This is a genomic window from Bradyrhizobium algeriense (assembly GCF_003062295.1).
GTDB classification, from domain to species: Bacteria; Pseudomonadota; Alphaproteobacteria; order Rhizobiales; family Xanthobacteraceae; genus Bradyrhizobium; species Bradyrhizobium algeriense.
In genome coordinates, this window is the sequence record NZ_PYCN01000001.1 from 629,991 (window position 1) to 656,344 (window position 26,354).

Annotated in this window: 23 protein-coding genes and 1 pseudogene; 13 read left to right on the forward strand and 11 right to left on the reverse strand. The window is 62.7% G+C overall.

The window, feature by feature from the left end; genetic code table 11:
* Positions 1 to 2: 2 nt before the first annotated feature.
* The 3 genes from C7G61_RS02990 to C7G61_RS03000 all read right to left on the reverse strand — a co-directional run bounded on the left by C7G61_RS02990 (position 3) and on the right by C7G61_RS03000 (position 4,604).
* Positions 3 to 1,445 carry a DUF1800 domain-containing protein gene (locus tag C7G61_RS02990; RefSeq protein ID WP_108512539.1) on the reverse strand — a complete coding sequence of 481 codons (1,443 nt, stop codon included), beginning with the start codon at positions 1,443 to 1,445 and terminating at the stop codon, positions 3 to 5.
* Positions 1,446 to 1,650: 205 nt separating this feature from the next.
* Complete coding sequence (locus tag C7G61_RS02995; RefSeq protein ID WP_108512540.1) at positions 1,651 to 4,170, reverse strand: M56 family metallopeptidase; 2,520 nt, start codon at positions 4,168 to 4,170, stop codon at positions 1,651 to 1,653.
* On the reverse strand, positions 4,170 to 4,604 hold the full coding sequence (locus tag C7G61_RS03000) for a BlaI/MecI/CopY family transcriptional regulator (RefSeq protein WP_108512541.1): 435 nt from the start codon (positions 4,602 to 4,604) through the stop codon (positions 4,170 to 4,172). Before C7G61_RS03000 ends, C7G61_RS02995 begins: the two co-directional genes overlap by 1 nt.
* 266 nt (positions 4,605 to 4,870) lie before the next feature.
* On the opposite strand from C7G61_RS03000, the gene C7G61_RS44425 reads away from it, so the two are divergent.
* From C7G61_RS44425 to C7G61_RS03025, 5 genes are all read left to right on the forward strand, one after another.
* The gene (locus C7G61_RS44425) at positions 4,871 to 5,200 is read left to right on the forward strand and encodes a hypothetical protein (RefSeq protein ID WP_190241634.1); all 330 of its coding nucleotides are present in this window, start codon (positions 4,871 to 4,873) and stop codon (positions 5,198 to 5,200) included.
* Between the two features lie 376 nt (positions 5,201 to 5,576).
* Entirely contained in the window at positions 5,577 to 7,331 is a 1,755-nt protein-coding gene (locus C7G61_RS03010; RefSeq protein ID WP_108512833.1) for a PAS domain-containing sensor histidine kinase, read from the forward strand.
* Positions 7,328 to 7,999: a response regulator transcription factor gene (locus C7G61_RS03015; protein ID WP_108512543.1), complete on the forward strand. Its 672-nt coding sequence runs from the start codon at positions 7,328 to 7,330 to the stop codon at positions 7,997 to 7,999. Before C7G61_RS03010 ends, C7G61_RS03015 begins: the two co-directional genes overlap by 4 nt.
* 94 nt (positions 8,000 to 8,093) lie before the next feature.
* Complete coding sequence (locus C7G61_RS03020) at positions 8,094 to 8,483, forward strand: response regulator transcription factor (protein ID WP_108512544.1); 390 nt, start codon at positions 8,094 to 8,096, stop codon at positions 8,481 to 8,483.
* A gap of 357 nt (positions 8,484 to 8,840) precedes the next feature.
* The gene (locus C7G61_RS03025) at positions 8,841 to 9,026 is read left to right on the forward strand and encodes a hypothetical protein (RefSeq protein WP_108512545.1); all 186 of its coding nucleotides are present in this window, start codon (positions 8,841 to 8,843) and stop codon (positions 9,024 to 9,026) included.
* A 285-nt stretch (positions 9,027 to 9,311) separates the two neighbouring features.
* On the opposite strand, the gene C7G61_RS03030 is transcribed toward C7G61_RS03025, so the two are convergent.
* Positions 9,312 to 9,881 (reverse strand): methylated-DNA--[protein]-cysteine S-methyltransferase, encoded by a 570-nt coding sequence (locus C7G61_RS03030; RefSeq protein ID WP_108512546.1) that lies wholly within the window; start codon positions 9,879 to 9,881, stop codon positions 9,312 to 9,314.
* Positions 9,882 to 9,994: 113 nt separating this feature from the next.
* Here C7G61_RS03030 and C7G61_RS03035 point away from each other — a divergent pair, with 113 nt between their 5' ends.
* The 3 genes from C7G61_RS03035 to C7G61_RS03045 all read left to right on the forward strand — a co-directional run bounded on the left by C7G61_RS03035 (position 9,995) and on the right by C7G61_RS03045 (position 13,232).
* Positions 9,995 to 10,357 (forward strand): DUF1304 domain-containing protein, encoded by a 363-nt coding sequence (locus C7G61_RS03035; protein ID WP_108512547.1) that lies wholly within the window; start codon positions 9,995 to 9,997, stop codon positions 10,355 to 10,357.
* Between the two features lie 130 nt (positions 10,358 to 10,487).
* A complete protein-coding gene (locus C7G61_RS03040; protein ID WP_108512548.1) occupies positions 10,488 to 11,714 on the forward strand; it encodes an ABC transporter substrate-binding protein in 1,227 nt (408 codons plus the stop codon).
* A gap of 291 nt (positions 11,715 to 12,005) precedes the next feature.
* Positions 12,006 to 13,232: an ABC transporter substrate-binding protein gene (locus C7G61_RS03045; protein ID WP_108512549.1), complete on the forward strand. Its 1,227-nt coding sequence runs from the start codon at positions 12,006 to 12,008 to the stop codon at positions 13,230 to 13,232.
* A 168-nt stretch (positions 13,233 to 13,400) separates the two neighbouring features.
* Here the strand turns inward: C7G61_RS03045 and C7G61_RS03050 are convergent, their stop codons facing one another.
* Positions 13,401 to 13,826, reverse strand: coding sequence for a DUF1330 domain-containing protein (locus C7G61_RS03050; RefSeq protein ID WP_108512550.1), 426 nt, complete (start codon positions 13,824 to 13,826; stop codon positions 13,401 to 13,403).
* A gap of 145 nt (positions 13,827 to 13,971) precedes the next feature.
* On the opposite strand from C7G61_RS03050, the gene C7G61_RS03055 reads away from it, so the two are divergent.
* Positions 13,972 to 16,194 (forward strand): penicillin-binding protein 1A, encoded by a 2,223-nt coding sequence (locus C7G61_RS03055; RefSeq protein WP_108512551.1) that lies wholly within the window; start codon positions 13,972 to 13,974, stop codon positions 16,192 to 16,194.
* A 109-nt stretch (positions 16,195 to 16,303) separates the two neighbouring features.
* On the opposite strand, the pseudogene C7G61_RS03060 reads toward C7G61_RS03055, so the two are convergent.
* From C7G61_RS03060 to C7G61_RS03075, 4 genes and pseudogenes are all read right to left on the reverse strand, one after another.
* Positions 16,304 to 17,154: pseudogene (locus C7G61_RS03060) on the reverse strand (M48 family metallopeptidase).
* A gap of 197 nt (positions 17,155 to 17,351) precedes the next feature.
* A complete protein-coding gene (locus C7G61_RS03065; protein ID WP_108512552.1) occupies positions 17,352 to 18,701 on the reverse strand; it encodes a polyhydroxyalkanoate depolymerase in 1,350 nt (449 codons plus the stop codon).
* Positions 18,702 to 18,828: 127 nt separating this feature from the next.
* Positions 18,829 to 19,659 carry an ABC transporter permease gene (locus C7G61_RS03070; RefSeq protein WP_108512553.1) on the reverse strand — a complete coding sequence of 277 codons (831 nt, stop codon included), beginning with the start codon at positions 19,657 to 19,659 and terminating at the stop codon, positions 18,829 to 18,831.
* Positions 19,656 to 20,450, reverse strand: a complete 795-nt coding sequence (locus C7G61_RS03075) for an ABC transporter ATP-binding protein (protein ID WP_108512554.1) — start codon at positions 20,448 to 20,450, stop codon at positions 19,656 to 19,658. The genes C7G61_RS03070 and C7G61_RS03075 overlap by 4 nt, the downstream gene beginning before the upstream one ends.
* Before the next feature lie 172 nt (positions 20,451 to 20,622).
* Between C7G61_RS03075 and C7G61_RS03080 the strand changes: the two genes are divergently transcribed.
* Positions 20,623 to 21,942, forward strand: a complete 1,320-nt coding sequence (locus C7G61_RS03080) for an ActS/PrrB/RegB family redox-sensitive histidine kinase (protein WP_108512555.1) — start codon at positions 20,623 to 20,625, stop codon at positions 21,940 to 21,942.
* Positions 21,943 to 22,046: 104 nt separating this feature from the next.
* Complete coding sequence (locus tag C7G61_RS03085) at positions 22,047 to 22,601, forward strand: ActR/PrrA/RegA family redox response regulator transcription factor (protein WP_057852373.1); 555 nt, start codon at positions 22,047 to 22,049, stop codon at positions 22,599 to 22,601.
* Positions 22,602 to 22,721: 120 nt separating this feature from the next.
* On the opposite strand, the gene C7G61_RS03090 is transcribed toward C7G61_RS03085, so the two are convergent.
* On the reverse strand, positions 22,722 to 23,207 hold the full coding sequence (locus tag C7G61_RS03090; protein ID WP_108512556.1) for an MmcB family DNA repair protein: 486 nt from the start codon (positions 23,205 to 23,207) through the stop codon (positions 22,722 to 22,724).
* A 168-nt stretch (positions 23,208 to 23,375) separates the two neighbouring features.
* On the opposite strand from C7G61_RS03090, the gene C7G61_RS03095 reads away from it, so the two are divergent.
* Positions 23,376 to 24,494, forward strand: a complete 1,119-nt coding sequence (locus C7G61_RS03095) for a vWA domain-containing protein (protein WP_108512557.1) — start codon at positions 23,376 to 23,378, stop codon at positions 24,492 to 24,494.
* 186 nt (positions 24,495 to 24,680) lie between these two features.
* Here the strand turns inward: C7G61_RS03095 and C7G61_RS03100 are convergent, their stop codons facing one another.
* Positions 24,681 to 25,496: an RMD1 family protein gene (locus tag C7G61_RS03100; protein ID WP_108512834.1), complete on the reverse strand. Its 816-nt coding sequence runs from the start codon at positions 25,494 to 25,496 to the stop codon at positions 24,681 to 24,683.
* 159 nt (positions 25,497 to 25,655) lie between these two features.
* Between C7G61_RS03100 and C7G61_RS03105 the strand changes: the two genes are divergently transcribed.
* Positions 25,656 to 26,324 (forward strand): MBL fold metallo-hydrolase, encoded by a 669-nt coding sequence (locus tag C7G61_RS03105; protein WP_108512558.1) that lies wholly within the window; start codon positions 25,656 to 25,658, stop codon positions 26,322 to 26,324.
* Positions 26,325 to 26,354: the final 30 nt, after the last annotated feature.

A 26,354-nucleotide genomic window follows, 5' to 3' on the forward strand; every position in this document is an offset into this window, starting at 1 on the left:
GCTCACCTCCTCTGGAATTCGGCCGACATGAACAACAGCACGAGCGCCTGCTGGCGGCTCTCGGCGCGGCCAACCGCCTGTTTCACCTCCGGCGACACCTGCGATCCGAGCACGGTCTCGATGACGTCCTGGGGATCGGTCCTGCCTGCGATGCGCTCGGCGAAATAATTGGCGACGTCGAGCCGCCGTCCCATGCCGTCGATCCAGGATGCTTCGTCGTCCGGGAAACCCTTGGGCGACGGCGGCCGCCACAACGGTTCGCCGAGCAGGACCTGTCCATCCGTGTACCGCACAGGGTCGGTCTGCGTGAGCCCGGTCGCGCGCACCATGCCGACGACCCACTCGCCGGGCCGTTTGAGTTTGGCCGGCGGCTGCTTCCACGCTTCGTCGGACGAGACCATCGCCCTGGCGACCTGCTTGAGATCGCCGCCGGTATCGAGGAAAGCCTTCGACATCTTTTCCAGCAGCGCAGGCGGCGGCGCATCGGCCACGAAATGGCGGGCCAGCTTGGTTGCCACATGCGAAGCTGTCGCGGGATTGGCGGCGAGATCGCGCAGCACGGCACGGCCCTGCTCCACCGTTTCGTCCTCGTAAGACTTTCCCAGCACCTTCTGCGCGCCGGGCTCGTGCAAGCGGGGATTGAAGGTGAATTCACCGCCATGCTCGGGATTGTCGCTGGGCGGCACCAGGGTCCATCCGGTGAGAATGTTGGCGAAGCCGATGACGTCATCCTGGGTATAGCCGGTCCGCACGCCCAGCGTATGCAACTCGAGAATCTCGCGGGCGAGATTTTCGTTCAGGCCGCGGCTGCGGTTGAGGCCGGCGGTCGAATTCGCGCCCATCGAAACCGTTTGGTCGAGATAGAACAGCATCGCCGGATGGCCCTCGGCCGCCAGCAACAGGTCGGTGAAGCGGCCGAGCACGTGAGGGCGGATGGCCTCGCGCTCGTAAGCGCCGGACATGCTCCTGATCTTGTCGGCCGAGACGCAGAAATGATTGGACCAGAACCAGACCAGCCGCTCGACAAAACCGATTTCGGCGCCGAGCGCGGCCGCGACGCGAATCCGCGCCTCTTCGAGATAGATCCGCCGCCCCGGATCGGGGACAGCTTCAGCGGCCATCTTCGCCGCCATCTCGCCCGTGCCCTGCGCGGCGCCTTCCATCATCGCGGGCGCTTCCGCCATCTGAAGGCGTTTCGCGTCCTGCTCTTTCTTGGCGACGATCGCCTTCGCCTGCCGCTTCGCAAGCGCGTCGGTCACCGCGCGATAGGCCTTGGCGCTCGAAGGCAGATTGGCGGCAGCGAGTTCGCTGGTTGCGGGACGATCGAGGTCAGCGAGCAACGCGCCGCGCGGGTCGGCCTCGATCGCCGCGATCGATCCCGGACGCGGCCCCATTCCGAACCGATGGAGGGCTAGCGCGGCTTCAGCCTTTGCAGAACGGCTCATGGCAACACCCAAGGATGCGACATCCTGTAGTGCTACGATTCGTAGCACTTAGGGAACTGCGGTGCAAGCAAGGATTGAGTGCGGCTCGCCCGGATTGTGCGGCGGGGCCGCGCGCCTCACACATGAGGGGCTGTACACGTTTCGCGGGGAGGAGGACCTCATCCCGAGGCGCAGGCGTCGGCGTGCGTCTCGAAGGATGAAGCGGCTAATACTGCGGACCCAACGCAATTCGTCCGATCGTGCCGTCTTTGAGCAGACCGATCCGCCACTCCGCCGAACCGTTGGCGAACTGGGCGATGTAGATGTCGCTGCCGAGACTCGAGACGCCCCGGAACGACATCGCGCGCAAGACGCCGAGCCGGGAAAGAATGGCCTGGTTGAACGGAAGTTGTTGCCGGGTTTGCGCCGCAACTTCGGACGTCATGCGCTCGTAGTCCGGCTCGCCGCGGCCCATGGCCTCGATATACTGGCGCAGCGTCACTTCGCTCCCGGCCAGCGGAACGGTGCGGGGCGGAGCCGCGCGCTCGCCGATCGTGTGAAAGCGCGTCCGCTGCCCCGGCAGCACGATCTCCAGGCATTTCCCGGAAGCGTCGGCGATCACCCAAGGGCTTTCGACATTGGTCGTGATCGGGAATGACATCTCCTCCCCGATCGTGCCGAAGGCTACGCGGTTTCCATCCGCGTCCAGCCGGAAGAGCTGAATGTCGCTCCCGCTGCCGTTGTAGATCAGCACCCTGATCGGTGCGGTCTCGCTGACGGCTCTCAAGCCTTGCTCGCCGGAACAGGCAACGATCCCGCCCGGCCTGTCGTTGCCGTCGGGCCGGAAAATGACGTCTTCGACCTTGCCGTCCGCTCCTTGCAGCAAGCGGAATTCCGCAACGCCGTTGACGAACTTCACGCCGTAGATGTCGTAACCGCCGGGGCCGACGCCGCGAAAGAAAATCGACTCGACGGCACCGAACGCCTTGAACGTGGACTGCAACTCGGAAAACTGGCGACGGATCTTGGCCGCCAGCGATTCACTCATCCGCTCGTAATTGGGAGCACCGCGCTGCAGACCCTCGATCCCCTGCAGGATCGCCTCCTTGCTGCCTGGCAGCGGGGTCTGCTCCCTGAACCGGTCCGGCGCCGCCGCAATTCGGCGCGCGAATTCCTCCTCGATCAGCCTGGCCCTGGCGGCGGAGACCCGCGGCGCCAGACGCGCGCCGGACACCGGCTCGTGAAGCAGAACCTGGTTCATCTTGGCCTGGCTGTCGCCCAGAAAAATAACGAGTTCGTCATGCCCCCCGGCAAAGGCATCGGCGCCGCGCGCCACGATCTCGAATTTCGACCGCCCCGTCTCCTGCGCAGAGAGCCGCTCGCCATCGCGGGTGACGGTGAGGACGCGGCCTGGTCCCAACTGGTACGCGCCGACATATGAATCCAGCCGGGCCGCATCCGCCGCGATCCCTTGCCACGACAATTCGGCCGTCCTGATCGCGGTGATGCTGCGGCCGCTCTGGTTCAGCACCGGAGCGGATGGCCGCCGTTCATGGCCGACGGCCAGCGTAATCGTGCCGGCCGCCGCCGGGTAGAAATAGGTCCCATCACCCAGCGCGGCCAGACGGAGCTTTCGCTGCCCGCTGACCTGACCGAACAACTCGTCGCCTTCCCGGGAGACGGTGAAGATCGACGCGCGGCCCAATGAATAGAAGGAGACGGACTGCGGCATGCGCACGGCCGTCGCAGGCAAGGCTGTGAGCTCTTGCGCCGGCGAAGGCACCGGCGCGGTGCGATAGGCGATCGAGCCGGCAGAGACGATGACAACCGGCAGAATGACGGCCGCGGTCCCGATGCGCTTGCCCCAGCCCAGCTTCGCCGGGGCCGCGGTTGCCGCGAGAATGAGCTCCACCCGGCTGCGCACCGTGCAGGCCCTCGCCATTTCGATTCCCACCGGCGCCCGCCGAACGTGCTGCACGAGGTCGAGCAGGATCTCGGCGTAGGACAACCTGTCCTCGACAACTTCGAGCGCCCTTGCGTCGCTAATGATTTCGGCCAATTCGGCCAGCCTAGTGTGGTGCCACCACGCGAACGGACTGAACCAGAACACCGAACGATTGAGCGCGGCGAGCAGCAGCAGATAGAAATCGCGGTTGGCGACGTGCGCCCCTTCATGGGCCAGCACGGCCTGGCGCTTGCGCAGATCCCAATCGAAGCATTGCGGCGGAAGCAGAATGGTCGACCCGAAGGTGACGGGCCCGGCGAGCACGCTGCTCACGCGCACGCTCCAGTCGGCGGTCCAGGGCTCGCGCATCGGCTTGGCGGCGCGGGCCAGCCGCCAGGTCAGGTAGAGGCCGACCGCCAGCCTCGATAGCAAGAGGCCGGCGACGAGGGCATAAACGATGGTGGCCAGTGCCAGCCAGTTCAGCGGCTGCGCAGACACTGTGCGTGCGGCCGCCATGCTCTGCTCAGCCGGCAGCATCTCACGCAGCGGCTCCAGCGACGGACTGCTCGATGGACCCGCAGGCCAGAAATGTTCGGCCGCCGGCACCGACAGCGCGTTCACGGTGACGGTCACCGTGGTCCAATGCATCAACAGCGGCATCGACAGCGACACCAGCAGCACCATGGCCCAGGAGGTCATGTGCAGGTGCGGATTTCGCACCCGAAAAAGATTCAAGCCGATCCACACGACGCCTCCCAGCAACAGGGAGCGCAGCGCCGACTCCGCCAGAATCGCCAGCATTATCTCCTCCGTCCCTTCGCCTCGGTTTTGGTCCCGGCTTTGCTCTCAGTCCTGGTCTCGATTTTGGTCTTGGCCTTGGCAACCTGATCGGCCAGCGTGCGCAGCTGGCGCTGGTCGAGCATCGCCGTGTCCACCATGCCGACTAGGACCTCTTCGACGGAGCCGTTGCAGAACCAGTCGACGATGCGCTGGACGGCTTTCGCCGCAACCCGCGCGCGTGGCTCGGCGGCCTGATAGACATAGGTCCGTCCATCCACGGTGTGCGTGGTGTAGCCCTTGTCTTCCAATCGTCGCAGCACGGTGCGGACGGTCGATTCTTTCAATGGGCGGGAAAGCCGTTCGCGGACGGCCTCGGCCGTGACAGGACCATTGGCCCAAACCAGTTGCATGACCTCGCGTTCGAGGTCGCCCAGTTCGGGCAGGCTGTCATCCATGGCGCTACCTTGCGATCTCGGGCTTTAATGCTACAGAGCGTCGCACACGTGGCTGGAATCCGCAACTTCTAATCACCTGACATGGCCCGCGCCCCGCGGACCGGCGGCAATTCTGGCGCCAATTGGAGGCTCACGCCCTCGTGCTGCAGAGCTTTCCGCGCGAGCCCGCTACAACATTTGACCAACGAACTATCAGCGCCGATCGGGCGATGACCGCAAACGAGCTATCTCGCGTCTGATTGTTCTGTTTGGAAATCAGCCCACCCATGGAGCTCGAGAACTGTCAGGCTCGCTGCGACGAAGGCCAGATAGTTTGCCTGGAAAACCAGAAGACCCAGATCGAACAGTTCGAGGCCAGCTTGCCATGGGCCCCCTGCCGGCGCGTCGATGGCCCGCTTGCCGCCATCGATCACGGAGGGTCGGAAGCTGCGGTCCGATCTCCGGCGCCGTGCTTCGGGTCCGATGTCATCGGAGCAACGGATCAAGTGCAGGCGTGCTTTCGGCATATCAATCCCCAAATTTGCGGTCGACGAGCGCTGGGTTACGGGTTTGACAACTGCAACGAGATGTTTGCGTTCGGCAAGACGTCCAGTTGAAGGTCTCGCGTAAAGGCCTTTCCCGCAGGGCAATTTCATAAAAAATCTTATGCCATCAGGTTACCCGATAAGCTTCACCATTGAAACGATACAGACCATTGAACGGAGGTTGATCCACACGTTACATTCGGTTGGCAGGATCATACCTAGGTTTGGGATCGCTATCCGGGCCGCGGCGGGTGAACGGAATGCCGCACTCCCGGGAGGCGCATCGGGGCACGCAAGGACCGCCCCGGACTTTTACGTCCTCCGGAATTTCCTCCGGACGTCCAAAAGCTGCTAACATGCAGCCTGTTGGGAGGGCGACGTTGTCGCCGCTGATGATAGAGATCACCTAGCGACGCAGCGGGCCCCATGTGGCCGAGCGATGCCGCCGATGATGCGTAACCAGACCATGAAATCCTGGCGCTCGGCTGAGCAATGGCTGCTGGGCAGCATGGTGCTGGCGTTGGCGATGGCGGCTTTCATCTGGCTTGTGCTCGGCCCCGCACCGCCGGCCCCCGCCTATTTGACCGCCGTCGCCTTGCTCATCGCCTCGCTTCTCGCCTCCCTGTTCATGATGCTCCGGGTGGGCACGACCCGCAGGCAAATGGAAGCCGTGCTCCACGGCCGCGCGAGGGCCGAACAACACGCGATAGAAGCGCTGCGTCATAGCGAAGCGCAATGGAAGGAGGTATTCGAGCACAACCCGGTGATGTATTTCATGGTCGACGCGGCCGGCACCGTCCTGTCCGTCAACACATTCGGCGCTGCACAACTCGGCTATTCCGTCAGCGAATTGCTCGGGCAATCCGTGCTGAAAGTCTTTCCCGCCGAAGAGCAACATGCGGCCCGGAGCAACGTTGGCATATGCCTGAAAAATATCGGCCAAACCCACAGTTGGGAGATATGCAAGGTTCGCAAGGACGGTTCGTCGCTCTGGGTTCGTGAAAACGCCAAGGCCGTGCGGCGGCTGGACAATCAACTGATCGTCCTGATCGCATGCGAGGACGTCACGGAACGCAAGCTGGCCGAAGATGCGCTGCGGCAAAGTGAAATGTATCTGGCCGAAGCCCAGCGATTGAGCCACACCGGCAGCTACGGCTGGCGTGTCGCCAGCGGCGAGCTCATTTGGTCGGAGGAAACATTCAGAATATTTGGCTACGACAAGACCCCCTCCATCAAACACGCCACGGTTTTTCAGCGCGTTCATCCAGACGATCGTGTGCGCGTACAACAGATCATCGACCGCGCATCCCGCGACGGAAAGGACTTCGCGCACGGATATCGATTGCTGATGCCCGACGGCTCGGTCAAGCATGTCCATGCCACCGCGCATGCCGTAACGGATGCGTCGGGCGAGATCGAATTTGTCGGAGCGGTAGCGGACGTCACCTCCCGCAAGCGAGCCGAAGCGGAGTTGCACGAAGCGCTGGCGAACCTCGCGCATGTCACGCGCGTGACTGCACTGGGCGAGCTCGCCGCGTCGATCGCCCATGAAGTGAACCAGCCGCTCGCCGCCGTCGTCACCAATGCCGCCGCATGCCTGCGCTGGCTCGACCGCGAACCTGCCAACCTGAAAGAAGCGCGCGGCGCCGTGCAATCGATTGTCAAGGACGGCAATCGGGCAGGCGAAGTGATCCAGCGCGTCCGTGCGCTCGTGGACAAGACTGCAGATCAGAAGGCGCCGCTCCAGATCAATGACGTCGTCAACGAGGTTATCGGCCTCGTGCAGCATCAGCTGTTCAGCCATCGGGTGGCGCTGCGGCTGGACCTTGCCCCCGCCCTCCCCCTGGTCCTCGCCGACCGGATCCAGCTGCAGCAAGTCATCCTCAACCTCGTCATCAACGGAATTGAAGCGATGCAGCCGATCAAGGACCGGCCGCACGAGCTGGTGATCCGGACATGGCAGGATGAGACAAGCCAGGTGCTGGTCACGGTGAGCGACTGCGGTGTCGGGGTGGCCGCCGAGAATGCCGATCGGCTGTTCGATGCCTTCTTCACCACCAAATCCAGCGGCATGGGCATGGGCCTGTCGATTTGCCGCTCGATTGTCACCGCACACGGAGGACGGCTATCGGCCTCCGGCAATGCCGGCCCCGGCGCGACGTTTCAGTTCACCTTGCCATTGCATCAGGAGGACGGTACGTGACCGGCCGCCCAGCATCGCCTCACAACCTCACAGGTGCCGAAGAACCAGTTGTCTTCGTTGTCGATGACGACGCATCGATGCGTGACGCTCTGAGCAATCTTTTCCGGTCGGTGGGCTTGCGGGTCGAAGTGTTCGGTTCGGCTCACGAGTTTCTGCAGAGTACGCTTCCGAACGTGGCCAGCTGCCTGATCCTCGACATCAGGCTGCCCCGGTTGAGCGGTCTCGACTTTCAAGCCGAGCTGGCGAAGGCCGGCATCCACATTCCGATCATCTTCATGACGGGTCACGGCGATATCCCGATGACGGTCAGGGCGATGAAGGCCGGAGCCGTCGACTTCCTGACCAAGCCATTCCGCGACCAGGACATGCTGGACGCCGTAACCAAGGCAATCGAACGCGACCGGGTTAGCCGCAATGAAGCCAAGGCCCTCTCAGGCTTGCATGCTCGCTTTGCGACCCTGACCCCTCGGGAGCGAGAGGTGATGGCTCTGGTCACGACCGGCCTCATGAACAAGCAGATCGCCGCCGAAATCGGCATTGCCGAGATCACCGTGAAGATACACCGTGGGCACATCATGCGGAAAATGGCTGCGAAGTCGCTGCCTGACCTGGTGAGGATGGCGGAGATGCTCGGGATCAAGCCCGCATCCGGCGGGCCGCAAACCTAAGTATGATTCTCCGACTCCGATTTCGGACGCACTCTCCCATCACGCGGCTGTGCAGCACAAAGACGCCCTCTGGTCGTCTCCAGGAAGGACCGCTGTGTCCAACCCACCGGTAATTTCAATCATCGACGACGATGGATCCGTTCGCGCCGCGACCCACAACCTCGTGAGATCGCTTGGCTACGTCGTCCATACGTTCGCGTCGGCCGAGGAGTTCTTGCGATCGTCCCAGCTGGGTGACACATCGTGCGTGATCACGGATATCAGAATGCCTACCATGAGCGGGCTCGAATTGCAGGCTCACCTGCTCGCCCGGGGACACAGCCTGCCGTTCATTTTCATCACCGCTTTCGCCGTCGAGAGCGACCGCGCGCGCGCTCTGAAGGCCGGGGCGGTCTGCTATCTGACCAAGCCCTTCGACGGGGAAGTCTTGATCGGATGCCTCGATACCGCCCTGGAAGGAAAGGGCGCGGCAACCGGCAAATGACCCAACAGGGTGGGCGCCGCGTTAGTGTGTTGCGGACCGGCTATACGCAAGGATGACCTCGCCAAACATGTAGACAGGTTGAAGAAAGGCGGAGCCGGCGCGAGACTTCGCATCGTCGCTCCTCGAGAGAACGAAGGCGACAGCAAAGCATCACATTTTGATTCGGCAAGTGGCAATTCCTTAAGAGGAGGTCGCCATGCGTTTAGAACCGCGCTGCTCTCATTGCGACAGTGAAGACCCGAAAATCATCTCTCTGCGAAATCCTGCGCTTGAGCGCTACTGCGGACGCTTCTGTCTCGACAAGGGTCACGAGAATTTCATTCGCTGGATACGGCGTACGAATGCGGAGGTCGCGTCATGACCAATTGTTGCGGAAATCCGGAATGCAAGCGCCCCTTCGGGCTGGTCCGGCGCAGCTGGTACCTCGAACAGTTTTGCTCGGCGAAGTGCCGCGAGCTCTACAAGCGTCAGGTGGAACGCAACAAGGCCTACTGGAAATGGCTCTACAAATGCCCTGAGCCCTCGGTCGCGGAAAGAAGCTGATCCAGCCACGGAACGGACACCCAAGGAGCAATCATGACGACAGTGCAAGCGATGCTGGCGGGCGCGATACTGGCCTGGGCACCCACGATTCTTGTGTTCGTCTATATCGTGCGGGACATGCGAAACACGCGAGGCCTTGATTAGAGCGTGATGACTTTTCTTCGAATCGTCATCCCGCTCTATCTCTTTGATTTGAGCATGATCTCCACGCAAACGCGTTCCGCGTTTGTCGCGAGGGAAAACCGGCACCCACTTTTCCAGATCATGCTCTAGCTGAAGTCTCGATCAAACTTGTGACGGGTCCTCAAGCACACCTCCCAGCCGCTTGATTGACCCGTCCCCTTTTTGAATCCGAGCGCCCTCGTGCTGCAACAGCCAGCGCTTACGTTCCAGCCCGCCGCCGTACTTCACCAGCGACCCGTTGGCGCCGATCAGGCGGTGACAGGGCAGGACGACGCTGATCGGATTGGAGCCGTTGGCATGGCCGACGGCGCGGACGGCTTTGGGCATTTTGAGCTTCGCGGCGAGCGCGCCATAGCTCAGCGTCGTGCCTGCGGGAATCCGGGGCAGCGCGTTCCAGACCTTTTGCTGAAACGGCGTGCCGGCGACGCGCCATTCGATCGCAGCAAGGCGGTCGAGGTCGCCCTTGAAATAGCCGGTCAATGCGGCCCGCAGCTCGCGCGGCGCCCGCGCATTCTTCAGTTCCACCGCACCATAATGCAGCCGCAGCAACTGCTTCATGCGCGGCTCATGATCCTCCCAGTCCAGCGCGCGGAGCAGGCCGTCCGCATCGGTGACCAGCAGCGCCGTCCCGATTGGCGTTGGCAGGCGGTCGAGGTCAAAACTCTCTGTCATCGGTATTCCCTGAAAAATATCTGCCCTGAAAAATATCGGCTGGCGTTCCGCACCTTTCACCCGTCGCGTGCTAGCGTCCACCCGAATTCCGCTGCCGGTTGGGGGACCGCAACATGATCTTCATCGCCAATTTTCTCGTCGCGGTGGTTGCCGCGCTGCATGTGTTTTTTCTGGTGCTGGAGATGTTTCTCTGGACCAGGCCGCTGGGCCTGAAAATCTTCCGCAACGGAATCGAGAAGGCAAGGGACTCCGCGGTGCTGGCCGCCAACCAGGGCCTGTATAACGGCTTCCTGGCCGCAGGCCTCGTCTGGGGCCTGTTCCATCCCAATCCTGCCTTCGCCTTCCAGATCAAGGTGTTCTTTCTGCTCTGCGTGATCGTGGCCGGCGGCTATGGTGCGGCAACCGTCAGCCGCCGGATCCTCTACGTGCAGGCGGCGCCCGCGGCGCTCGCTTTGGTTCTGCTCTGGCTGGCTTGACAGGCTCACCTTTCCGTCACTGCCTTGCGTTGCCAAATCCGTTCCGCCAAACTCCCTGGTAACGATGACGGCTGGCCATCCGAACCGATGACCGGACACGATCATCGGTCAACATAACGGAGGCAGCGATATGAGAAGTGGCATTCTTCATCTCCTTGCAGGCACGGCGGTTGCGATCGCGCTATCGGCGACATCTGCAAGTGCGCAGAAGAAATACGATACCGGCGCAAGCGACACTGAAATCAAGATCGGCCAGACCGTTCCGTTCTCGGGCCCGGCGTCGGCCTATGCCGGCATCGGCAAGACGCAGGCCGCTTATTTCAAGATGATCAACGAACAGGGCGGCATCAACGGCCGCAAGCTCAACCTGATCCAGTATGACGACGCCTACTCGCCGCCGAAAGCCGTCGAACAGGTGCGCAAGCTGGTCGAGAGCGACGAGGTTCTGTTCACCTTCCAGATCATCGGCACGCCGTCGAACGCCGCCGTGCAGAAATACCTCAATTCGAAGAAAGTGCCGCAGCTCCTCGCCGCGACCGGTGCATCGAAATTCACCGACCCGAAGAACTTCCCCTGGACGATGGGATACAATCCCAACTACCAGACGGAGGGCCGCATCTACGGCCAATACATTCTGAAGAACCATCCAAACGCCAAGATCGGTATTCTCTATCAGAACGACGATCTTGGCCGTGATTATGTCACCGGCTTGAAGGACGCCCTCGGCGCCAAGGCCCCGTCGATGATCGTCGCCGAAACGTCCTATGAGCTGACCGATCCGACCATCGACTCGCAGATCGTCAAGCTGAAGGCGGCGGGCGCCGACCTGCTCTACAATGCCTCGACGCCGAAATTTGCGGCCCAAGCGATCAAGAAGGTCGCCGACCTCGGCTGGAAGCCGGTGCATATCCTCGACATCAATGCGAGCCCGATCTCCGCCACGCTCAAGCCCGCAGGCCTCGATATCTCCAAGGACATCATCTCCACCAACTACGGCAAGGATCCGCTCGATCCGACATGGAAGGACGATCCCGGCATGAAGGCCTATTTCGCCTTCATGGACAAATATTACCCCGAGGGCGACAAGCTCAACACCGTCAACGTCTACGGCTATGCGACCGCGGAATTGCTGGTGAAGATCCTGCAACAGTGCGGCGACGATCTCACGCGCGAGAATATCATGCGGCAGGCCACCAGCCTGAAGAACGTCACCGGCAGCCTGTCGCTGCCGGGCATGGTCACCAACACCTCGCCGACCGACTACCGCATCAACAAGCAGATGCAGATGATGAAGTTCAATGGCGAGCGCTGGGAACTGTTCGGCCCGATCATCGAGGATACCGGACCGTCCGGTTAGCGGCCTGCCCCGATTCAAGAGAGAAGCCGTCGGCGTCACCCATGATGCCGGCGGCTTTTGTTTTGACCCCCGTGATGTCCCTGCCCGCGCACCTGCATCATTTTGCGCCTGACACCAAGGTATGGACTCTTTTTTGAGCAAGCGGAACCTGGTACCCGAAACCCGACTGCTGGATACCTTGCATTGCAATATGGCTTCCGCCACTATTGTGGCAGCGATGACGCCGCCGGCCAAATCCAGCCCGCGGCAAGATCATCGGCTCAATCATGAACACATGAGGAACGCAGCATTATGAGGAAGAGTATTTTCCATCTGGTCACCGGCACGGCGCTTGCGGTTGCGCTGTCGGCGTCGTCGGCTTACGCGCAGAAAAAATACGACACCGGCGCGACCGATACCGAGATCAAGATCGGCCAGACCAATCCATTCTCGGGACCGGCCTCCGCCTATGCCACCATCGGCAAGACCCAGGCTGCCTATATGAAGATGATCAACGATCAGGGTGGCGTGAAGGGCCGCAAGATCAACCTGATCCAGTATGACGACGCCTACTCGCCGCCCAAAGCGGTCGAGCAGGTGCGCAAGCTGGTCGAGAGCGACGAAGTACTCCTCACCTTCCAGCTGCTCGGCACGCCCTCGAACGCAGCGGTGCAGAAATATCTCAATTCGAAAAAGGTGCCGCAGCTGTTCGCCGCCACCGGCGCGTCGAAGTTCACCGATCCGAAGAATTTTCCGTGGACGATGGGTTTTAACCCGAACTACTTCGTCGAGGGCCGGATCTATGGCCAGTACATCCTGAAGGAATATCCGAACGCCAAGATCGGCGTGCTCTATCAGAACGACGACCTCGGCAAGGATTATTTGAACGGCATCAAGTCCGGCCTCGGCGACAAGGCCGCGAAGATGATCGTGTCGGAAGCTTCCTACGAAGTCTCCGACCCGACCATCGATTCGCAGATCCTCAAGATCAAGGACGCCGGCGCGGACCTGTTCTTCTCGGCGACCACGCCCAAGCAGGCGGCGCAGGCCATCAAGAAGATCCACGAGCTTAACTGGAAGCCGGTGCACATCCTCGACATCAACGCCACCTCGGTCGGCGCGGTGATGAAACCGGCGGGGCTGGAAGCCTCCAAGGGCGTGATCAGCGTCAACTACGGCAAGGATCCGCTGGATCCGACCTGGAAGGACGACGCCGGCATGAAGAAGTATTTCGAGTTCATGGCGAAGTACTATCCCGATGGCGACAAGGATTCGAGCTTCAATTCCTATGCCTACTCGACCTCGCAATTGATGATCCACGTGCTCGAAAAGTGCGGCGATAATCTCACCCGCGAAAACGTCATGAAGCAGGCCACCAGCCTCAAGAATGTTCAGCTCGATCTGTCGCTGCCGGGTATCCTCGCCAACACCACGCCCGACGATTACCGCGTCAACAAGCAGTTGCAGATGATGCGGTTCAACGGCGAGCGTTGGGAAATGTTCGGCCCGATCCTCGAGGACACCGGCCCGGCGGGCTAGTCGCTGCGGCCCAATCGAAACGATCGGCGGAAAGAAGCGATCGGCGGCCCCTCGGGGCCGCCGATTTTTTGTAGGATGGGTAGAGCGCAGCGAAACCCATCATCGCAGGAGCGTGTGTTGCCGGATCGATGGGTATCGCTGCGCTCCACCCATCCTACGCATCGCGCCCTACTTCGGTATCTCGCCAAAGGTCTTGCCGGCCGGCAGCACCGCGTGCCGGATCAGGCGGGAATCCTCCACCGCGGCCTGGCGGTGCTTGACCGCTTCGCGATAGACGGGATCGCGGATCATCTCGGCGAACGCCGCGACGCTTGGATATTCGGCGATGAAGCAGTGGTCCCAGCGCTCGGCCTCGGGTCCGATCAGCATCAGCTCGAACCGGCCCTGCCAGACGATGCGGCCGCCGAGCCGTTCGAACACCGGGCCGCTTTCGCGCCCATAGGCCGCGTAGGCCTCCGCGCCCGTCGCCTTGCGGCCGTCGGGATAGGCGGCCTGCACGCGCAAACGAACCAGGTTGAGCATGTGGATGGGCCCCGGCCGGTCGTTGGCCTTGAATTGCGCGAATACTTCCTTGGTCGGATCGATATGGCCCATCTCAAATTTCCTCCGAAAACACGGTTCCTTGCGCTGATGCTAGCACGCCCCGCCGCACCTCCTAATCCCGCGTTAACCTTTCCGTAACCGTCCCTTAAACAGCCCTCGCTAGCGTGCGATGAGACGGGTGTGAACGGCGTTTGTCATGGCGTGGGGACGGAAAAAGCGCGGCGGACGCGAGGAGCCGCTGTTTGGGCTTCCTGCAGCGCTCGCCGATCTGCGCCTCTCTCCCGAGGATCGCATCCCAGCCGCCGTCGACGACGACAAACCGAAGAAATCAGTGCCCAAGCGCAAGCACGAAGAGGACGATGACGAGCCGCCGCCGCGCGAGAGGAAGCCGCGCGCGGCCAAGGGCGGCGCCAAGCGGCGCGCGAAATCACGCGGCCGGATCAGGTTCGGCCGGCTGATCTATTGGGGCGCGGTGCTCGGCCTGTGGACCGCGATCGCGATCATCGGCGTCGTGGTCTGGGTCGGCGCGCATCTGCCGGCGATCCAGTCGCTGGAAATTCCAAAGCGCCCGCCGACCATTCAGATTGTCGGCGTCGACGGCAGCCTGCTGGCCTCGCGCGGCGAAATGGCCGGCACCAATGTCGCACTGAAGGATCTGCCGCCTTATCTGCCGAAGGCGTTCATCGCCATCGAGGACCGCCGCTTCTATTCGCATTACGGCATCGACCCCGTCGGCATCGCGCGCGCGGCGGTTGCCAACATCCTGCATCGCGGCGTGTCGCAGGGCGGCTCGACGCTAACGCAGCAGCTCGCGAAAAACCTGTTCCTGACCCAGGAACGCACCATGGCGCGCAAGCTGCAGGAAGTGGAGCTGGCGCTGTGGCTGGAGCGCAAGCACTCCAAGAACGAAATTCTCGAGCTCTACCTCAACCGCGTCTATTTCGGCTCCGGCGCCTATGGCGTCGAGGCGGCTTCGCAACGCTATTTCGGCAAATCAGCCAAGAACGTCACGGTCGCGGAAGCCGCGATGCTGGCGGGCCTCGTCAAATCGCCGTCGCGGCTGGCGCCCAACCGCAACCCCGAAGGCGCAGAGGCGCGCGCTCAGATCGTGCTCGCGGCGATGGCGGAGGGCAAATTCATCAGCGCCGCCCAGGCCAAGGCCTCGATCGGCCATCCCTCGTACAAGGTGAAGCCGGCCGGCGCCGGCACGGTCAATTACGTCGCCGACTGGATCGGCGAGGTGCTCGACGATCTCGTCGGCCAGATCGACCAGAGCATCGTGGTCGAAACCACGATCGATCCGAAACTGCAGAGTGTCGCGGAAGCCGCCATCATCGACGAGCTGGCCGCGAAGAGCGTGAAATTCAACGTCACGCAGGGCGCGCTGGTGGCGATGACGCCCGAAGGCGCGGTGCGCGCCATGGTCGGCGGGCGGAACTATGCTGACAGCCAGTACAACCGCGCGGTGACGGCTAAACGCCAGCCCGGCTCGGCGTTCAAGCCGTTCATCTATCTGACGGCGATCGAAGGCGGCCTGACGCCGGAAACGATCCGCCAGGACGCGCCGCTCGATCTCAAGGGCTGGAAACCTGAGAACTACACCCATGAATATTTCGGCTCGGTGACGCTGACACAGGCGCTGGCGATGTCGCTCAACACGGTCGCGGTGCGGCTCGGCCTCGAGGTTGGGCCAAAGAACGTGGTGCGGACCGCGCACCGGCTGGGGATTTCATCGAAGCTCGAGGCCAATCCTTCGATCGCGCTCGGTACCTCGGAAGTCTCGGTCATCGAACTGGTCGGCGCCTATGCACCCTTTGCCAATGGCGGGCTCGGCGTCTCCCCGCATGTCGTGACCAAGATCCGTACCAATGAGGGCAAGGTGCTGTATGTGCGGCAGCCCGACCGGACCGGCCAGGTGATCGAGCCGCGCCATGCCGCGATGATGAACACGATGATGCTGGAAACCCTGCTGTCCGGTACCGCGCGCAAGGCGGAGATTCCGGGCTGGATGGCCGCCGGCAAGACCGGCACCAGCCAGGATTTCCGCGACGCCTGGTTTATCGGCTACACGGCGAACCTCGTCACCGGCGTCTGGCTCGGCAATGACGATAACTCGCCGACCAGGAAGGCCACCGGCGGCGGCCTGCCGGTGGAAGTATGGACCCGCTTCATGCGCACGGCGCATCAGGGCGTGGCGGTGGCGAGCCTGCCGAACGCGCAGCGTGGCGGCTTCATGTCGAACCTGTTCCAGACCGCGTCGCAGGTCAGCGCAGCGCCGCAGCCGGCGCCGGTCCCGCAGAGCGGCGGATATCGGCCGCCACCGGCGAGAACGTCCGCGCCACCGCCGAATCCATCGGCACGCCCGGAAGCAGCCGCAGGACTGGATGGCTGGCTGGTGGACCGGCTGTTTGGAAGGTAGGCGCTTCGCGCGTAGCCCGGATGGAGCGAAGCGCAATCCGGGAACAGGGTCGCTGCATTCGAAACCGCCCCCGGGTTTCGCTTCGCTCCACCCGGGCTACGATTGAGTGCTAATCCTCGACCCCGTAACGATGCAAATCGTTGCCGTGGGTATCGAGCCAGCGCTTGGCGCGTTCGACATGGTCGCAAATACGATCCACGACGCGCCAGAACCTGGGCGAGTGGTTCATTTCGACGAGATGGGCGACTTCATGGGCGGCGAGATAGTCCAGCACATAGGGCGGCGCGAGGATCAATCGCCAGGAATACGACAGCGATCCGGCCGATGTGCATGAACCCCAGCGGCTCGACTGGTCGCGGATCGACACCCGCCTGACCCGCACGCCGAGATCCGCCGCGTAGGCGAGCGATGCCTTGTGCAGATCCTTGCGCGCTTCGCGCTTGAGAAAGTCGTGGACGCGCCGGTCCATGTGTTCGAAATCGCCAGCGACGCACAAAATCTTCTCGCCGCTGTCGCGGGTTTCGGTCCACACCGTGCCGCGCTCGCCCGCGCGATGCACGATCCGGTGCGGCACACCGCGCAACGGTATGACAGTGCCGGCCTGAAACGGTGCGGCCTTCGGCAGACGGCCGAGACGGGCGGCGATCCAGCCGCCGTGAAGCTGCGCAAAATCCTTGGCTTCCATGATCGTGCCGCGCGGCGGCATCGTCAGGATGGCTTCGCGATCCGTTGGATGAATGCGCAAGGTGTATCGCCGCGCGCGGCGGTGCCGGCGCAGCCTGATCGCAAAGACTTGCGAGCCGTGCTTGACCAAAAGAGTCGCGGGTTCGGCGGGCCGCCGATAAAGGAGGGCGCGAGTAGCCATGTCTTGGAGTCCGGGGAGCAGGAGTTCGCCCGGATTCTGCCATATCCGCCGCCAGGGAAATCGCATCTAAATTGCTCGGCGCAAAAACAAATCATTTGCCCAATATACAGGGGCTTGGCGGCAAATAGCCTCTAGGGAATGGGGCTGGAACCCAAAATTTCGGCTGGAACCGGGGGTCAAAAACGGCCTCAAGGAGTGAGTCTGAACTCACTGCTTGATTCGACCGGAATCCGGAATGTTTGAATCTTCTCAGCAACTTATAGGCGACCCGGAATCGATGTCGCCCGGGGCACTATTCGGCTGCACGGACCAATGTTGGCTTGGTAGCAGCCGCTGAAATCTTGGTATTGGCCGCCGACATCATGAAATCGGAGATGCGCGGCACGATTTCGGAACGGAATCGCGATCCGTTGAACACGCCGTAATGGCCGACACCCTTCTGCACGTAATGCACACGTCGATGATCGGGAATATGCGGGCACAATGCGTGCGTCGCTTCGGTCTGACCGAGCCCGGAGATGTCGTCTTTCTCGCCTTCCACCGTCATCAGCGCCACGCGGCGGATCTGCGACGGATCGACCAGCTTGCCGCGATGGGTCATCTCGCCCTTGGGCAGCGCGTGCTTGACGAAGACGACATCGACGGTCTGCAGGTAATACTCCGCCGTCAGATCCATCACCGCGAGATACTCGTCATAGAATTCGCGGTGCTTGTCGACCATGTCGCCGTCGCCCTTCACCAGATTGTTGAACAGGGCCTTGTGCGCGTCGGTATGGCGATCGAGATTCATGGTGATGAAGCCCGAGAGCTGCAAAAAGCCCGGATAGACGTCGCGCATCACGCCGGGATGCGGGAACGGCACCTTGGTGATGACATGGTTGCGGAACCATTCGATGCCGCGCTCGGCCGCGAGATTGTTCACTGACGTGGGATTGCGGCGGGTATCGATCGGGCCGCCCATCAGCGTCATCGACAGCGGCACGAAGGGATCGCGCTCGGCTTCCATCACGGAGACCGCCGCCACCACCGGCACCGAAGGCTGGCACACCGCGATCACATGCATGTTGCCGCCGAGCACGTGCAGCATCTCGATGACGTAATCGACATAGTCATCGAGATCGAAGCGGCCCTCGGTGAGAGGAACCATCCGCGCGTCGGACCAGTCGGTGATGTAGACTTCATGCGTCGGCAGGAACGCCTCGACCGTGCCGCGCAGCAGCGTCGCGTAATGGCCGGACATCGGCGCCACGATCAGCACGCGCGGATGCGGGCTGCGCAAGGGCCGGGTCAGCTTGCGATCGAAATGCAGCAGACGGCAGAACGGCTTTTCCCAGATCGAGCGGACTTCGACCGGCGTGCGGACGCCGTTGACCTCGGTGGTGTCGAGACCCCATTCGGGCTTGCCGTAGCGGCGCGTGGTGCGCTCGAACAATTCGCAGGCCGCGGCGATCGATTTGCCGAATTCGGTGTGCGACCAGGGATTCAGCGGGTTTTGAAACAGGATTTTGGTGGCGTCGGTCACGGCGCGTGCCGGGTTGAGCGACGCGTGACCCATCTCGTACATCCAGTACATCGGCGTCGTGAGCGCCGGACTGCCTTCGGCCACCAGGGGCGGTGCGCCGCCAAACTCACCAATCGGCATTTTATTTCTGACCTCTGTTTGCGCCGCAGCATAGTGCAGAATGCGTAATAATGCGTCAATGCACCGAACGCGCCTATCCAGATGTATAAGGGACGCAAAACCCCGGAAAACCACGGGAAACTGTGACTTATTCGCCACCCCCGAGCAAAGATCCGTGATGTTTGGCGCTGCGCAAAAGGGCAAGGAAGATCGCAAAGGAGGCAACGAACAGCACCACGTTGATGCCAAGCGACCAGACCATCAGGTCGGCCCTGAAGACGTGATCGATCAGGAGTGCGCGCATGCCCTCGAACACATAGGTCGGCGGCAGCGTCCAGGCGATATATTGCAGCCAGCCGGGCAGCACCGCGACCGGATAATAGATACAGGCGAGCGGCATCACGCCGAACATCAAGGTCCAGACGATGCTCTCGGCGCCGAGGCCGTTGCGCAGCACCAGGCCGGATACGAAAATTCCGACCGACCAGCTCGTGAAGATCAGGTTGCAGAAGAACGCGATCAGCGGCAGCCCGATCGCGAAGAAGTTGAAATCGAAGAAGAACAGCGCCAGCAGCGTCATCGGGATGACGCCGATCGCGAGCCGGATCAGGCTCATGATCATCAGCGAGATCAGGAATTCGATCGGCTTCAGCGGGCTCATCATCAGGTTGCCGAGGTTGCGCGCCCACATCTCCTCGAGGAACGAGATCGAGAAGCCGAGCTGGCCACGAAACAGGATGTCCCACAGGATCACCGCCCCGATCAGCGTGCCGCCGGCACGCGCAAAGAAGCCGTCGTTCTGCGAAATGTAGCTCTGCAGAAAGCCCCAGGTGATGATCTGCAGCGCCGGCCAGTAGATCAGCTCCAGGAGCCGCGGCCAGGACGACATCAGGAGATACCAGTAGCGCAGCACCATCGCCTGGATGCGATGCCAGGAAATGGCGTAATGGGTGGCGGTCTCGCGGGCGACGTCGCTCATGATGTCCCCTCCGCCACCCGGCCGCGCGCGACGTCGAGGAATACGTCTTCCAGCGTGGTGCGGTTGTAGCGCGCCATGATCTGGTCGGGGCTGTCGTCATCCTCGATGCGGCCGCGCTTCATGATGATGACGCGGTCGCACAGCCGCTCCACTTCCAGCATGTTGTGCGACGCCAGCAGGATGGTGGCGTCATGGGTCTTGCGGTAGTTCGCCAGATGCTGCCGCACCCAGTCGGCGGTATCGGGATCGAGCGAGGCCGTCGGCTCGTCGAGCAGCAGCAGCTCGGGCTGGTTGATCAGCGCTTTCGCCAGCGCGACGCGGGTCTTCTGGCCGGCCGAGAGTTTTCCGTTGGCGCGATCAAGAAATTCCTTGAGATCGAGGTCGGACGCGAGCTGTTCGATGCGCTCGGCGAGATTCTGCACCGCATAAAGCCGGCCGAAGATGGTGAGGTTCTGCCGCACCGTGAGCCGCATCGGCATGTCGACATAGGGGCTCTCGAAATTCATCCGGCCGAGCACCTCGGCGCTTCCCTCCGGCATCGCATGACCGAGCACCTGGACGCGCCCCGAGGTCGGGAGCACCAGTCCCATGATCATGGCGATCGTCGTGGTCTTGCCGGCGCCGTTGCCGCCGAGCAGGCCGGTGATGCTGCCGCGCGCGATCCGGAACGACACGTCATCCACTGCACGGGTGGTCTTGTAGAGTTTTATGAGATGCGCGACGTCGATCGCGGCGGAGCGTTCCGGCCCGGCCGCGGGAGGCTTTGCTGGCGCTATCTCACTATTGTCCATGACTGCCCCGTTCATTGGGCCATCACGGGGGTGAGCGCAAGAACCCCGTCATGCAAGGTCGTCATGCCCGGGCATAGCCGTCCGGAAGGACGGCCATGCCCGGCCATGACGGAGAAAGCGAACCTGACCGCGCGAATTTGTGATCATACGCCCGCACGGCTAAACTCCGGATATGACCGACGTCGCCGCCTCCGATTTCCGCCTGCCGCACCGCTATGTCCGTCTCGATACGATCCTCCGGCTGCGCTGGCTGGCCGCGCTCGGCCAGCTCACCGCGATCTTCATCGTGGCGCATGGTCTGGAATTCGCCTTTCCCGTCATTGCCTGCGTCGCCATCGTCGGCATCTCGGCGCTGCTCAATCTCGCGCTGCAGATTGCCTTCGACCCGATGCAGCGGCTGGAACCGGCCTATGCAGCGGCGCTGCTCGCGCTCAACATCGTCGAACTCGCCGCGCTGCTGTTCCTGACCGGGGGGTTGCAGAACCCGTTCTCGTTCCTGTTCCTTGGTCCGGTCCTGATCTCGGCGACGGTGCTGCCGATTCGGATGACGGTCGGGCTCGGCCTGCTCGCGGTCGCCTGCGCCTCGGCGCTGGTGTTCTTCCATTTGCCGCTGCCGTGGGACAGCGAAGACCCGCTGGTGCTGCCGCCGATCTATCTGTTCGGGGTCTGGCTCTCGATCGTGCTCGCGATCGGCGTCACCAGCCTCTATGCGTTCCAGGCGACCGAGGAGGCGCGAAAACTTTCTGACGCGCTGGCCGCGACCGAGCTGGTGCTGACGCGCGAGCAGCATTTGACCCAGCTCGATGGCCTTGCTGCTGCCGCCGCGCATGAGCTCGGCACGCCGCTGTCGACGATCTTCCTGATTTCGCGGGAGCTGGAAAAGACGGTCGACGGCAACGACTCATTGGCGTCCGATCTGAAAACCCTGCGCGAGCAGGCGCAGCGCTGCCGCGACATCCTGGCCAAGATCACCCAGCTTTCCTCCTCCGGCGCGCCGTTCGACCTCATGCCGATCTCGACGCTGATCGAGGAAGCGGTGGCGCCGCATCGCGATTTTGGCGTCGCCATTAGGGTGCGGCTAGCTGTCGCAGCCACGCGGGAGCCGGTCGTCGCGCGGAACCCGGCCATCCTGTACGGCGTCGGCAACATCCTGGAAAATGCCGTGGATTTCGCGCGGACGACGGTGGAGGTGAACGCCTGGTGGAACGCCGATTCGGTCGTAATCGTCATTTCGGACGACGGCCCCGGCATCGCACCCGATATGCTGAAACGGATCGGAGAACCCTATTTATCAAGGCGCCGCAGCGCCGATGAGGCCCACCGCGAACGCACAGGCCTCGGCCTTGGCGTGTTCATCGCCCGCACGCTGCTGGAACGGACCGGCGCCAAGGTTTCGTTCTCCAACCGGACCTTTCCCGATCACGGCGCCGTGGTGCAGATCGCCTGGCCCCGCGCCCGTTTCGAGGAAAGTACTGTAGGCCCAGCGGATTAGGCGAAAGCGAGTCGATTGACTTTGTGGGGCCTTGGCAGTGCAAAACTACCGCGCCATATGCTCTATATGATGATCTACATCCGCAACCCCGGGGGAACCCGACTTTGAACGCCATCGCCGAACTGAACGATCTCGCCGACCGCTCTCTGCTGATCGTCGAGGACGACAAGCCGTTTCTCGAGCGCCTGTCGCGCGCGATGGAAACCCGCGGCTTCGCGGTGACATCCTGCGACACCGTGTCCGACGGACTGGCGCAGATCAACAAGGCCGCACCGGCCTTCGCGGTGGTGGACCTGCGGCTCGGCGACGGCAACGGGCTCGACGTGGTCTCGGCGCTGAAGCGCAAGCGCCCCGACGCGCGCACCATCGTGCTGACCGGCTACGGCAATATCGCAACCGCCGTCACGGCGGTGAAGATGGGCGCGGTGGATTATCTCTCGAAGCCTGCGGATGCCGACGACGTCGTCGCGGCGCTGCTCGCCAGCGGCACCGAGAAATCCGAGTTGCCGTCGAATCCGATGTCGGCAGATCGCGTGCGCTGGGAACACATCCAGCGCATCTACGAGATGTGCAATCGCAACGTCTCCGAAACCGCGCGGCGGCTCAACATGCACCGCCGCACCTTGCAACGGATTCTGGCGAAACGCGCGCCGCGGTGATTTTAATTTGTGACGATCGCTCTTCTCGTCATGGCCGGGCTTGTCCCGGCCATCCACGTCTTTGCCGCCGCAGCATTGTAAGACGTGGATGCCCGGGACAAGCCCGGGCATGACGACGAACTAAAACTCCACATGCCCCTGCGGATCGACTAGCCGATTGATCCGCTGCGCCGCGGCCATCGCGAAGCGCACCGTCATCGATTTGCGCGTTGCCGCCGGCAGGCGATGCTCGGGGGCCTCGCAATGCAGGTGGGCGCCGTAGGCGTCGGCGATGATCAGGCCGGTGTCTTGCGGGAAGATTTCGCAGGGCAAATCCTGCGTGAAGGCAAAGAACAGCCGGTCGCAATGCATCCGGTAATCCTGCCATTTCTGGTCGGCGCGCAGATCTTCCACCGATGACTTGATCTCGACGATCCAGATTTCGCCGCGCTCGTTCAGCGCCACCAGATCGGCGCGCCGCCCCGAGGGCAGCGGCAATTCGCTGATGCAGGAGAACCCCAGCGACCGCAACAGCCGCCCGGTGCCGCGTGCGATCGCCAGCGCCGTCTCCGACTGGCGGCGGTCCAATGGAGGCACGAGGCTGATCTGGCGGGCAGGCGATTCCATGATCGTGAACCCTATCCGATTTCACGACGACCACCCAGCAGCGATGCCAAGTCCGGCGCAAAGCGAGCCACAAATTTGTCCGCAACCCGCCCTTTTTTGGACCTCAGCGCACCGTGAAGCCAAGGGAACCTTGGCTTTGAGGGACAAAACACTGGAGGAGATCTGACGATGCCCCGCATCGCTACATCAGCTTTTGCCCTCGCCCTCACTGCCCTGTCGCTGTCCGCCGGCCCGTCACCGGCCCTTGCAAAGCCCGCCGTCGAAGTCGCCTTCGTGCTCGACACCACGGGCTCGATGGGCGGCCTGCTCGAAGGCGCCAAGCGCAGGATCTGGTCGATCGCGACCGCGATCGTCGATTCCAACCCCGACGCCGACATCCGCATGGGCCTCGTCGCCTATCGCGACATCGGCGACGACTATGTGACCAAGAAGGTCGAACTCACCACCGACATCCAGGATCTCTACGCCAACCTTCTGGAACTGAAAGCCCGCGGCGGCGGCGACTGGCCGGAGAGCGTCAACGAGGCGCTCGACGTGGCCGTCAACAAGCTGCAATGGACCTCTGGCGGCGACACCAGGCGGATCGTGTTCCTGGTCGGCGACGCGCCGCCGCACATGGATTACGCGCAGGATACCAAATATCCGCGCACGCTTTCGGTGGCGAAGCAGAAGGATATCATCGTCAACGCGGTGCTGGCCGGCGATGCCCGCGATACCGAGCGGGTGTGGCGTGACATCGCCCAGAACGGCAACGGCCGCTTCATCCCGATCCCGCAGGACGGCGGCCAGGTCGTCATCATCGAAACGCCCTACGACGAGGAGATCATCATCCTGCAGCGGGAGATCAACGGCACCGTGATCCCTTACGGGCCGAAACACCTGCAGAAGCGCACCGAAGGCAAGACCAAGCAATTGTCCGAGGTCGCCGCCGCTGCGCCCGCGCAGGCCTCGGAGATGGCGAGCTATCTCAACAAGCGCTCGAAAGTGACCTCGGAGGCCGTCACCGGCGATGGCGACCTCGTCGCCGACGTGACCGCCGGCCGCAGCAGCTTCTCCACCATCAAGGAAGAAGACCTGCCCGACAATCTGCGCGCGATGAAGCCCGAGCAGCGCACCGATGAGGTCAACAAGCAGATGGGCCAGCGCAAGGCGCTCAACGAAAAGCTGTCGGCGCTGGTGGCCAAGCGCGACAAATACGTTGCCGACCAGCGCAGCAAGGCGCCGCCGAAAGCGTCGTCGTTCGATCGCGTGGTCGAGGATACGCTGAAGGCGCAGATCAAGCGGTGAACGACGCCCTCGCCACGAGTCGTCCCCGCGAACGCGGGGACCCATAACCACCGGCGCATGTCGTTGCGCCGGGCTGGAGCTACAGCCGTCGCACAACAGACACCTGTGGTTATGGGTCCCGGCTCTGCGCTCGCTTTGCTCGCTTGGCCGGGACGACGGGAGTTGTTGCCGGAATGACGGTCCCCTTTATGGATGCCGGCCCATGGCGAGCTGATAGATCGTAATAATCACCTCGAACAGGATCAGAAGCACGATAATCACTTCGAGCCGCAACGAGCGCCGCGTGTCGATAATATCGGTCAGCACCTGCGCGCTCTCGGCGATCACGGCGAGCTTGCCGTTCAGCGATTCCGCACGCTCCTTGAGCTCATACTCGTCCTCCAGCCGGGCATACAGTCGCTCCAGATGCGGCTTGTCCCAGAGCACGTCGGGCTTTTCTTCCACTTCGACCGGCCCCGACACACGGTGCCGTACCAGAAGCGCGCCGCCGATGTTTTTCAGGATCGAGCGACGGCTGCCGCGCATACGCCCGCTCTGCGCCAGTTCCCGCGCGACCGGTTCGGTCGTATCAAAGACGCTGGCGACCTCGCGTTCATGCCGGGCCAGGACGACGCTCTTCGCCAGCGCCTCGCAAATCAGGATCAGCCGGTCAGGCGACAGGCTTTGCAGGCAGATCGGGCCGCCGGGTGCAATCTGGTCCTCCTTTTCCGGGGCCAGCTCGATGATTGCGATTTCCTCGTCGCGCCGCGCAAACTTCCCCGTCATGCGGTGGTCCAGGCCGCGAAGGAATTCCTCCTCTTCCAGCGCATTCAGCCCGATCAGGACCACCACGCCATAGCGGAAGAGCACCGCGACACCGTTTTCATTGACGCGAAACGCCAGCGGCGTCGTTGCCAGCACGTCGCCGCGCTCGAGGCCCGACGTATTGAGGCGATCGCTGACAAAAAACGCACGGGCCGTCGTTCGGGTCGCGCCGAGCGGCGATTTGGTGGCCTGGTTCATGACCTGCGCATCCCGGCCGATATCACGGTCCGCGCCGATGCGAATTCCGTCTTTCGCCACTAAATATCCTCCCGTGCAAACCTATCACGGACTGGAACGGATCCCATATCGGTTCCCGTCCGAGTTGACCCCTTTTCAAGGTAGAATATGGTGCCTGCCATGGATGATAAAACCGAGACCCAGGCAAAAGCCGGCGCGATGATTGTGCCGGTGACGCTGTTCGAGCAGAACTGCACCATCATCTGGCACGAGCCTTCCAAGAAGGCCGTGGTGATCGACCCCGGCGGGGACGTTCCCAAGATCCTGGAGGCGATCAAGCAGACCGGCGTCACGGTCGAGAAGATCTGGCTCACCCACGGCCATATCGACCATGTCGGCGGCGCGGCTGATTTGCGCGACGCGCTGCAGGTAAAGATCGAGGGCCCGCATATCGCCGACAAGTATCTGCTCGACAATGTCGTCTCGAGTGGCGCGCGTTTCGGCATGACCGGCGTGCGCGATTTCGGCCCCGACCGCTGGCTCGACGAGGGCGATCAGGTCTCGATCGGTGATCTCACCTTCGACATCCTGCACTGCCCCGGCCATTCACCGGGAAGCGTGGTGTTCTTCAACAAGGAATTGCGCTTCGCCCATGTCGGCGACGTGCTGTTCAACGGCTCGGTCGGACGCACGGATCTGCCCGGCGGCAGCCACGCCACGCTGATCAACTCGATCAAGGAAAAGCTGCTGCCGCTCGGCGACGATGTCGGCTTCATCTGCGGCCATGGCGCGGGCTCCAGTATCGGCCAGGAACGCCTGACCAATCCGTTCATCACCGGCGAGATGTGAGCTGAAATTACCCGCCTGACCGGGAGGATG

Coding starts and splice junctions, on each gene's coding strand:
- C7G61_RS02990 (WP_108512539.1), bottom strand. CDS start 1,445: ATGAGCCGTTCTGCAAAGGCTGAAGCCGCGCTAGCCCTCCATCGGTTC.
- C7G61_RS02995 (WP_108512540.1), bottom strand. CDS start 4,170: ATGCTGGCGATTCTGGCGGAGTCGGCGCTGCGCTCCCTGTTGCTGGGA.
- C7G61_RS03000 (WP_108512541.1), bottom strand. CDS start 4,604: ATGGATGACAGCCTGCCCGAACTGGGCGACCTCGAACGCGAGGTCATG.
- C7G61_RS44425 (WP_190241634.1), top strand. CDS start 4,871: ATGGAGCTCGAGAACTGTCAGGCTCGCTGCGACGAAGGCCAGATAGTT.
- C7G61_RS03010 (WP_108512833.1), top strand. CDS start 5,577: ATGATGCGTAACCAGACCATGAAATCCTGGCGCTCGGCTGAGCAATGG.
- C7G61_RS03025 (WP_108512545.1), top strand. CDS start 8,841: ATGACCAATTGTTGCGGAAATCCGGAATGCAAGCGCCCCTTCGGGCTG.
- C7G61_RS03030 (WP_108512546.1), bottom strand. CDS start 9,881: ATGACAGAGAGTTTTGACCTCGACCGCCTGCCAACGCCAATCGGGACG.
- C7G61_RS03035 (WP_108512547.1), top strand. CDS start 9,995: ATGATCTTCATCGCCAATTTTCTCGTCGCGGTGGTTGCCGCGCTGCAT.
- C7G61_RS03040 (WP_108512548.1), top strand. CDS start 10,488: ATGAGAAGTGGCATTCTTCATCTCCTTGCAGGCACGGCGGTTGCGATC.
- C7G61_RS03045 (WP_108512549.1), top strand. CDS start 12,006: ATGAGGAAGAGTATTTTCCATCTGGTCACCGGCACGGCGCTTGCGGTT.
- C7G61_RS03050 (WP_108512550.1), bottom strand. CDS start 13,826: ATGGGCCATATCGATCCGACCAAGGAAGTATTCGCGCAATTCAAGGCC.
- C7G61_RS03055 (WP_108512551.1), top strand. CDS start 13,972: ATGGCGTGGGGACGGAAAAAGCGCGGCGGACGCGAGGAGCCGCTGTTT.
- C7G61_RS03065 (WP_108512552.1), bottom strand. CDS start 18,701: ATGCCGATTGGTGAGTTTGGCGGCGCACCGCCCCTGGTGGCCGAAGGC.
- C7G61_RS03070 (WP_108512553.1), bottom strand. CDS start 19,659: ATGAGCGACGTCGCCCGCGAGACCGCCACCCATTACGCCATTTCCTGG.
- C7G61_RS03075 (WP_108512554.1), bottom strand. CDS start 20,450: ATGGACAATAGTGAGATAGCGCCAGCAAAGCCTCCCGCGGCCGGGCCG.
- C7G61_RS03080 (WP_108512555.1), top strand. CDS start 20,623: ATGACCGACGTCGCCGCCTCCGATTTCCGCCTGCCGCACCGCTATGTC.
- C7G61_RS03090 (WP_108512556.1), bottom strand. CDS start 23,207: ATGGAATCGCCTGCCCGCCAGATCAGCCTCGTGCCTCCATTGGACCGC.
- C7G61_RS03095 (WP_108512557.1), top strand. CDS start 23,376: ATGCCCCGCATCGCTACATCAGCTTTTGCCCTCGCCCTCACTGCCCTG.
- C7G61_RS03100 (WP_108512834.1), bottom strand. CDS start 25,496: ATGAACCAGGCCACCAAATCGCCGCTCGGCGCGACCCGAACGACGGCC.
- C7G61_RS03105 (WP_108512558.1), top strand. CDS start 25,656: ATGGATGATAAAACCGAGACCCAGGCAAAAGCCGGCGCGATGATTGTG.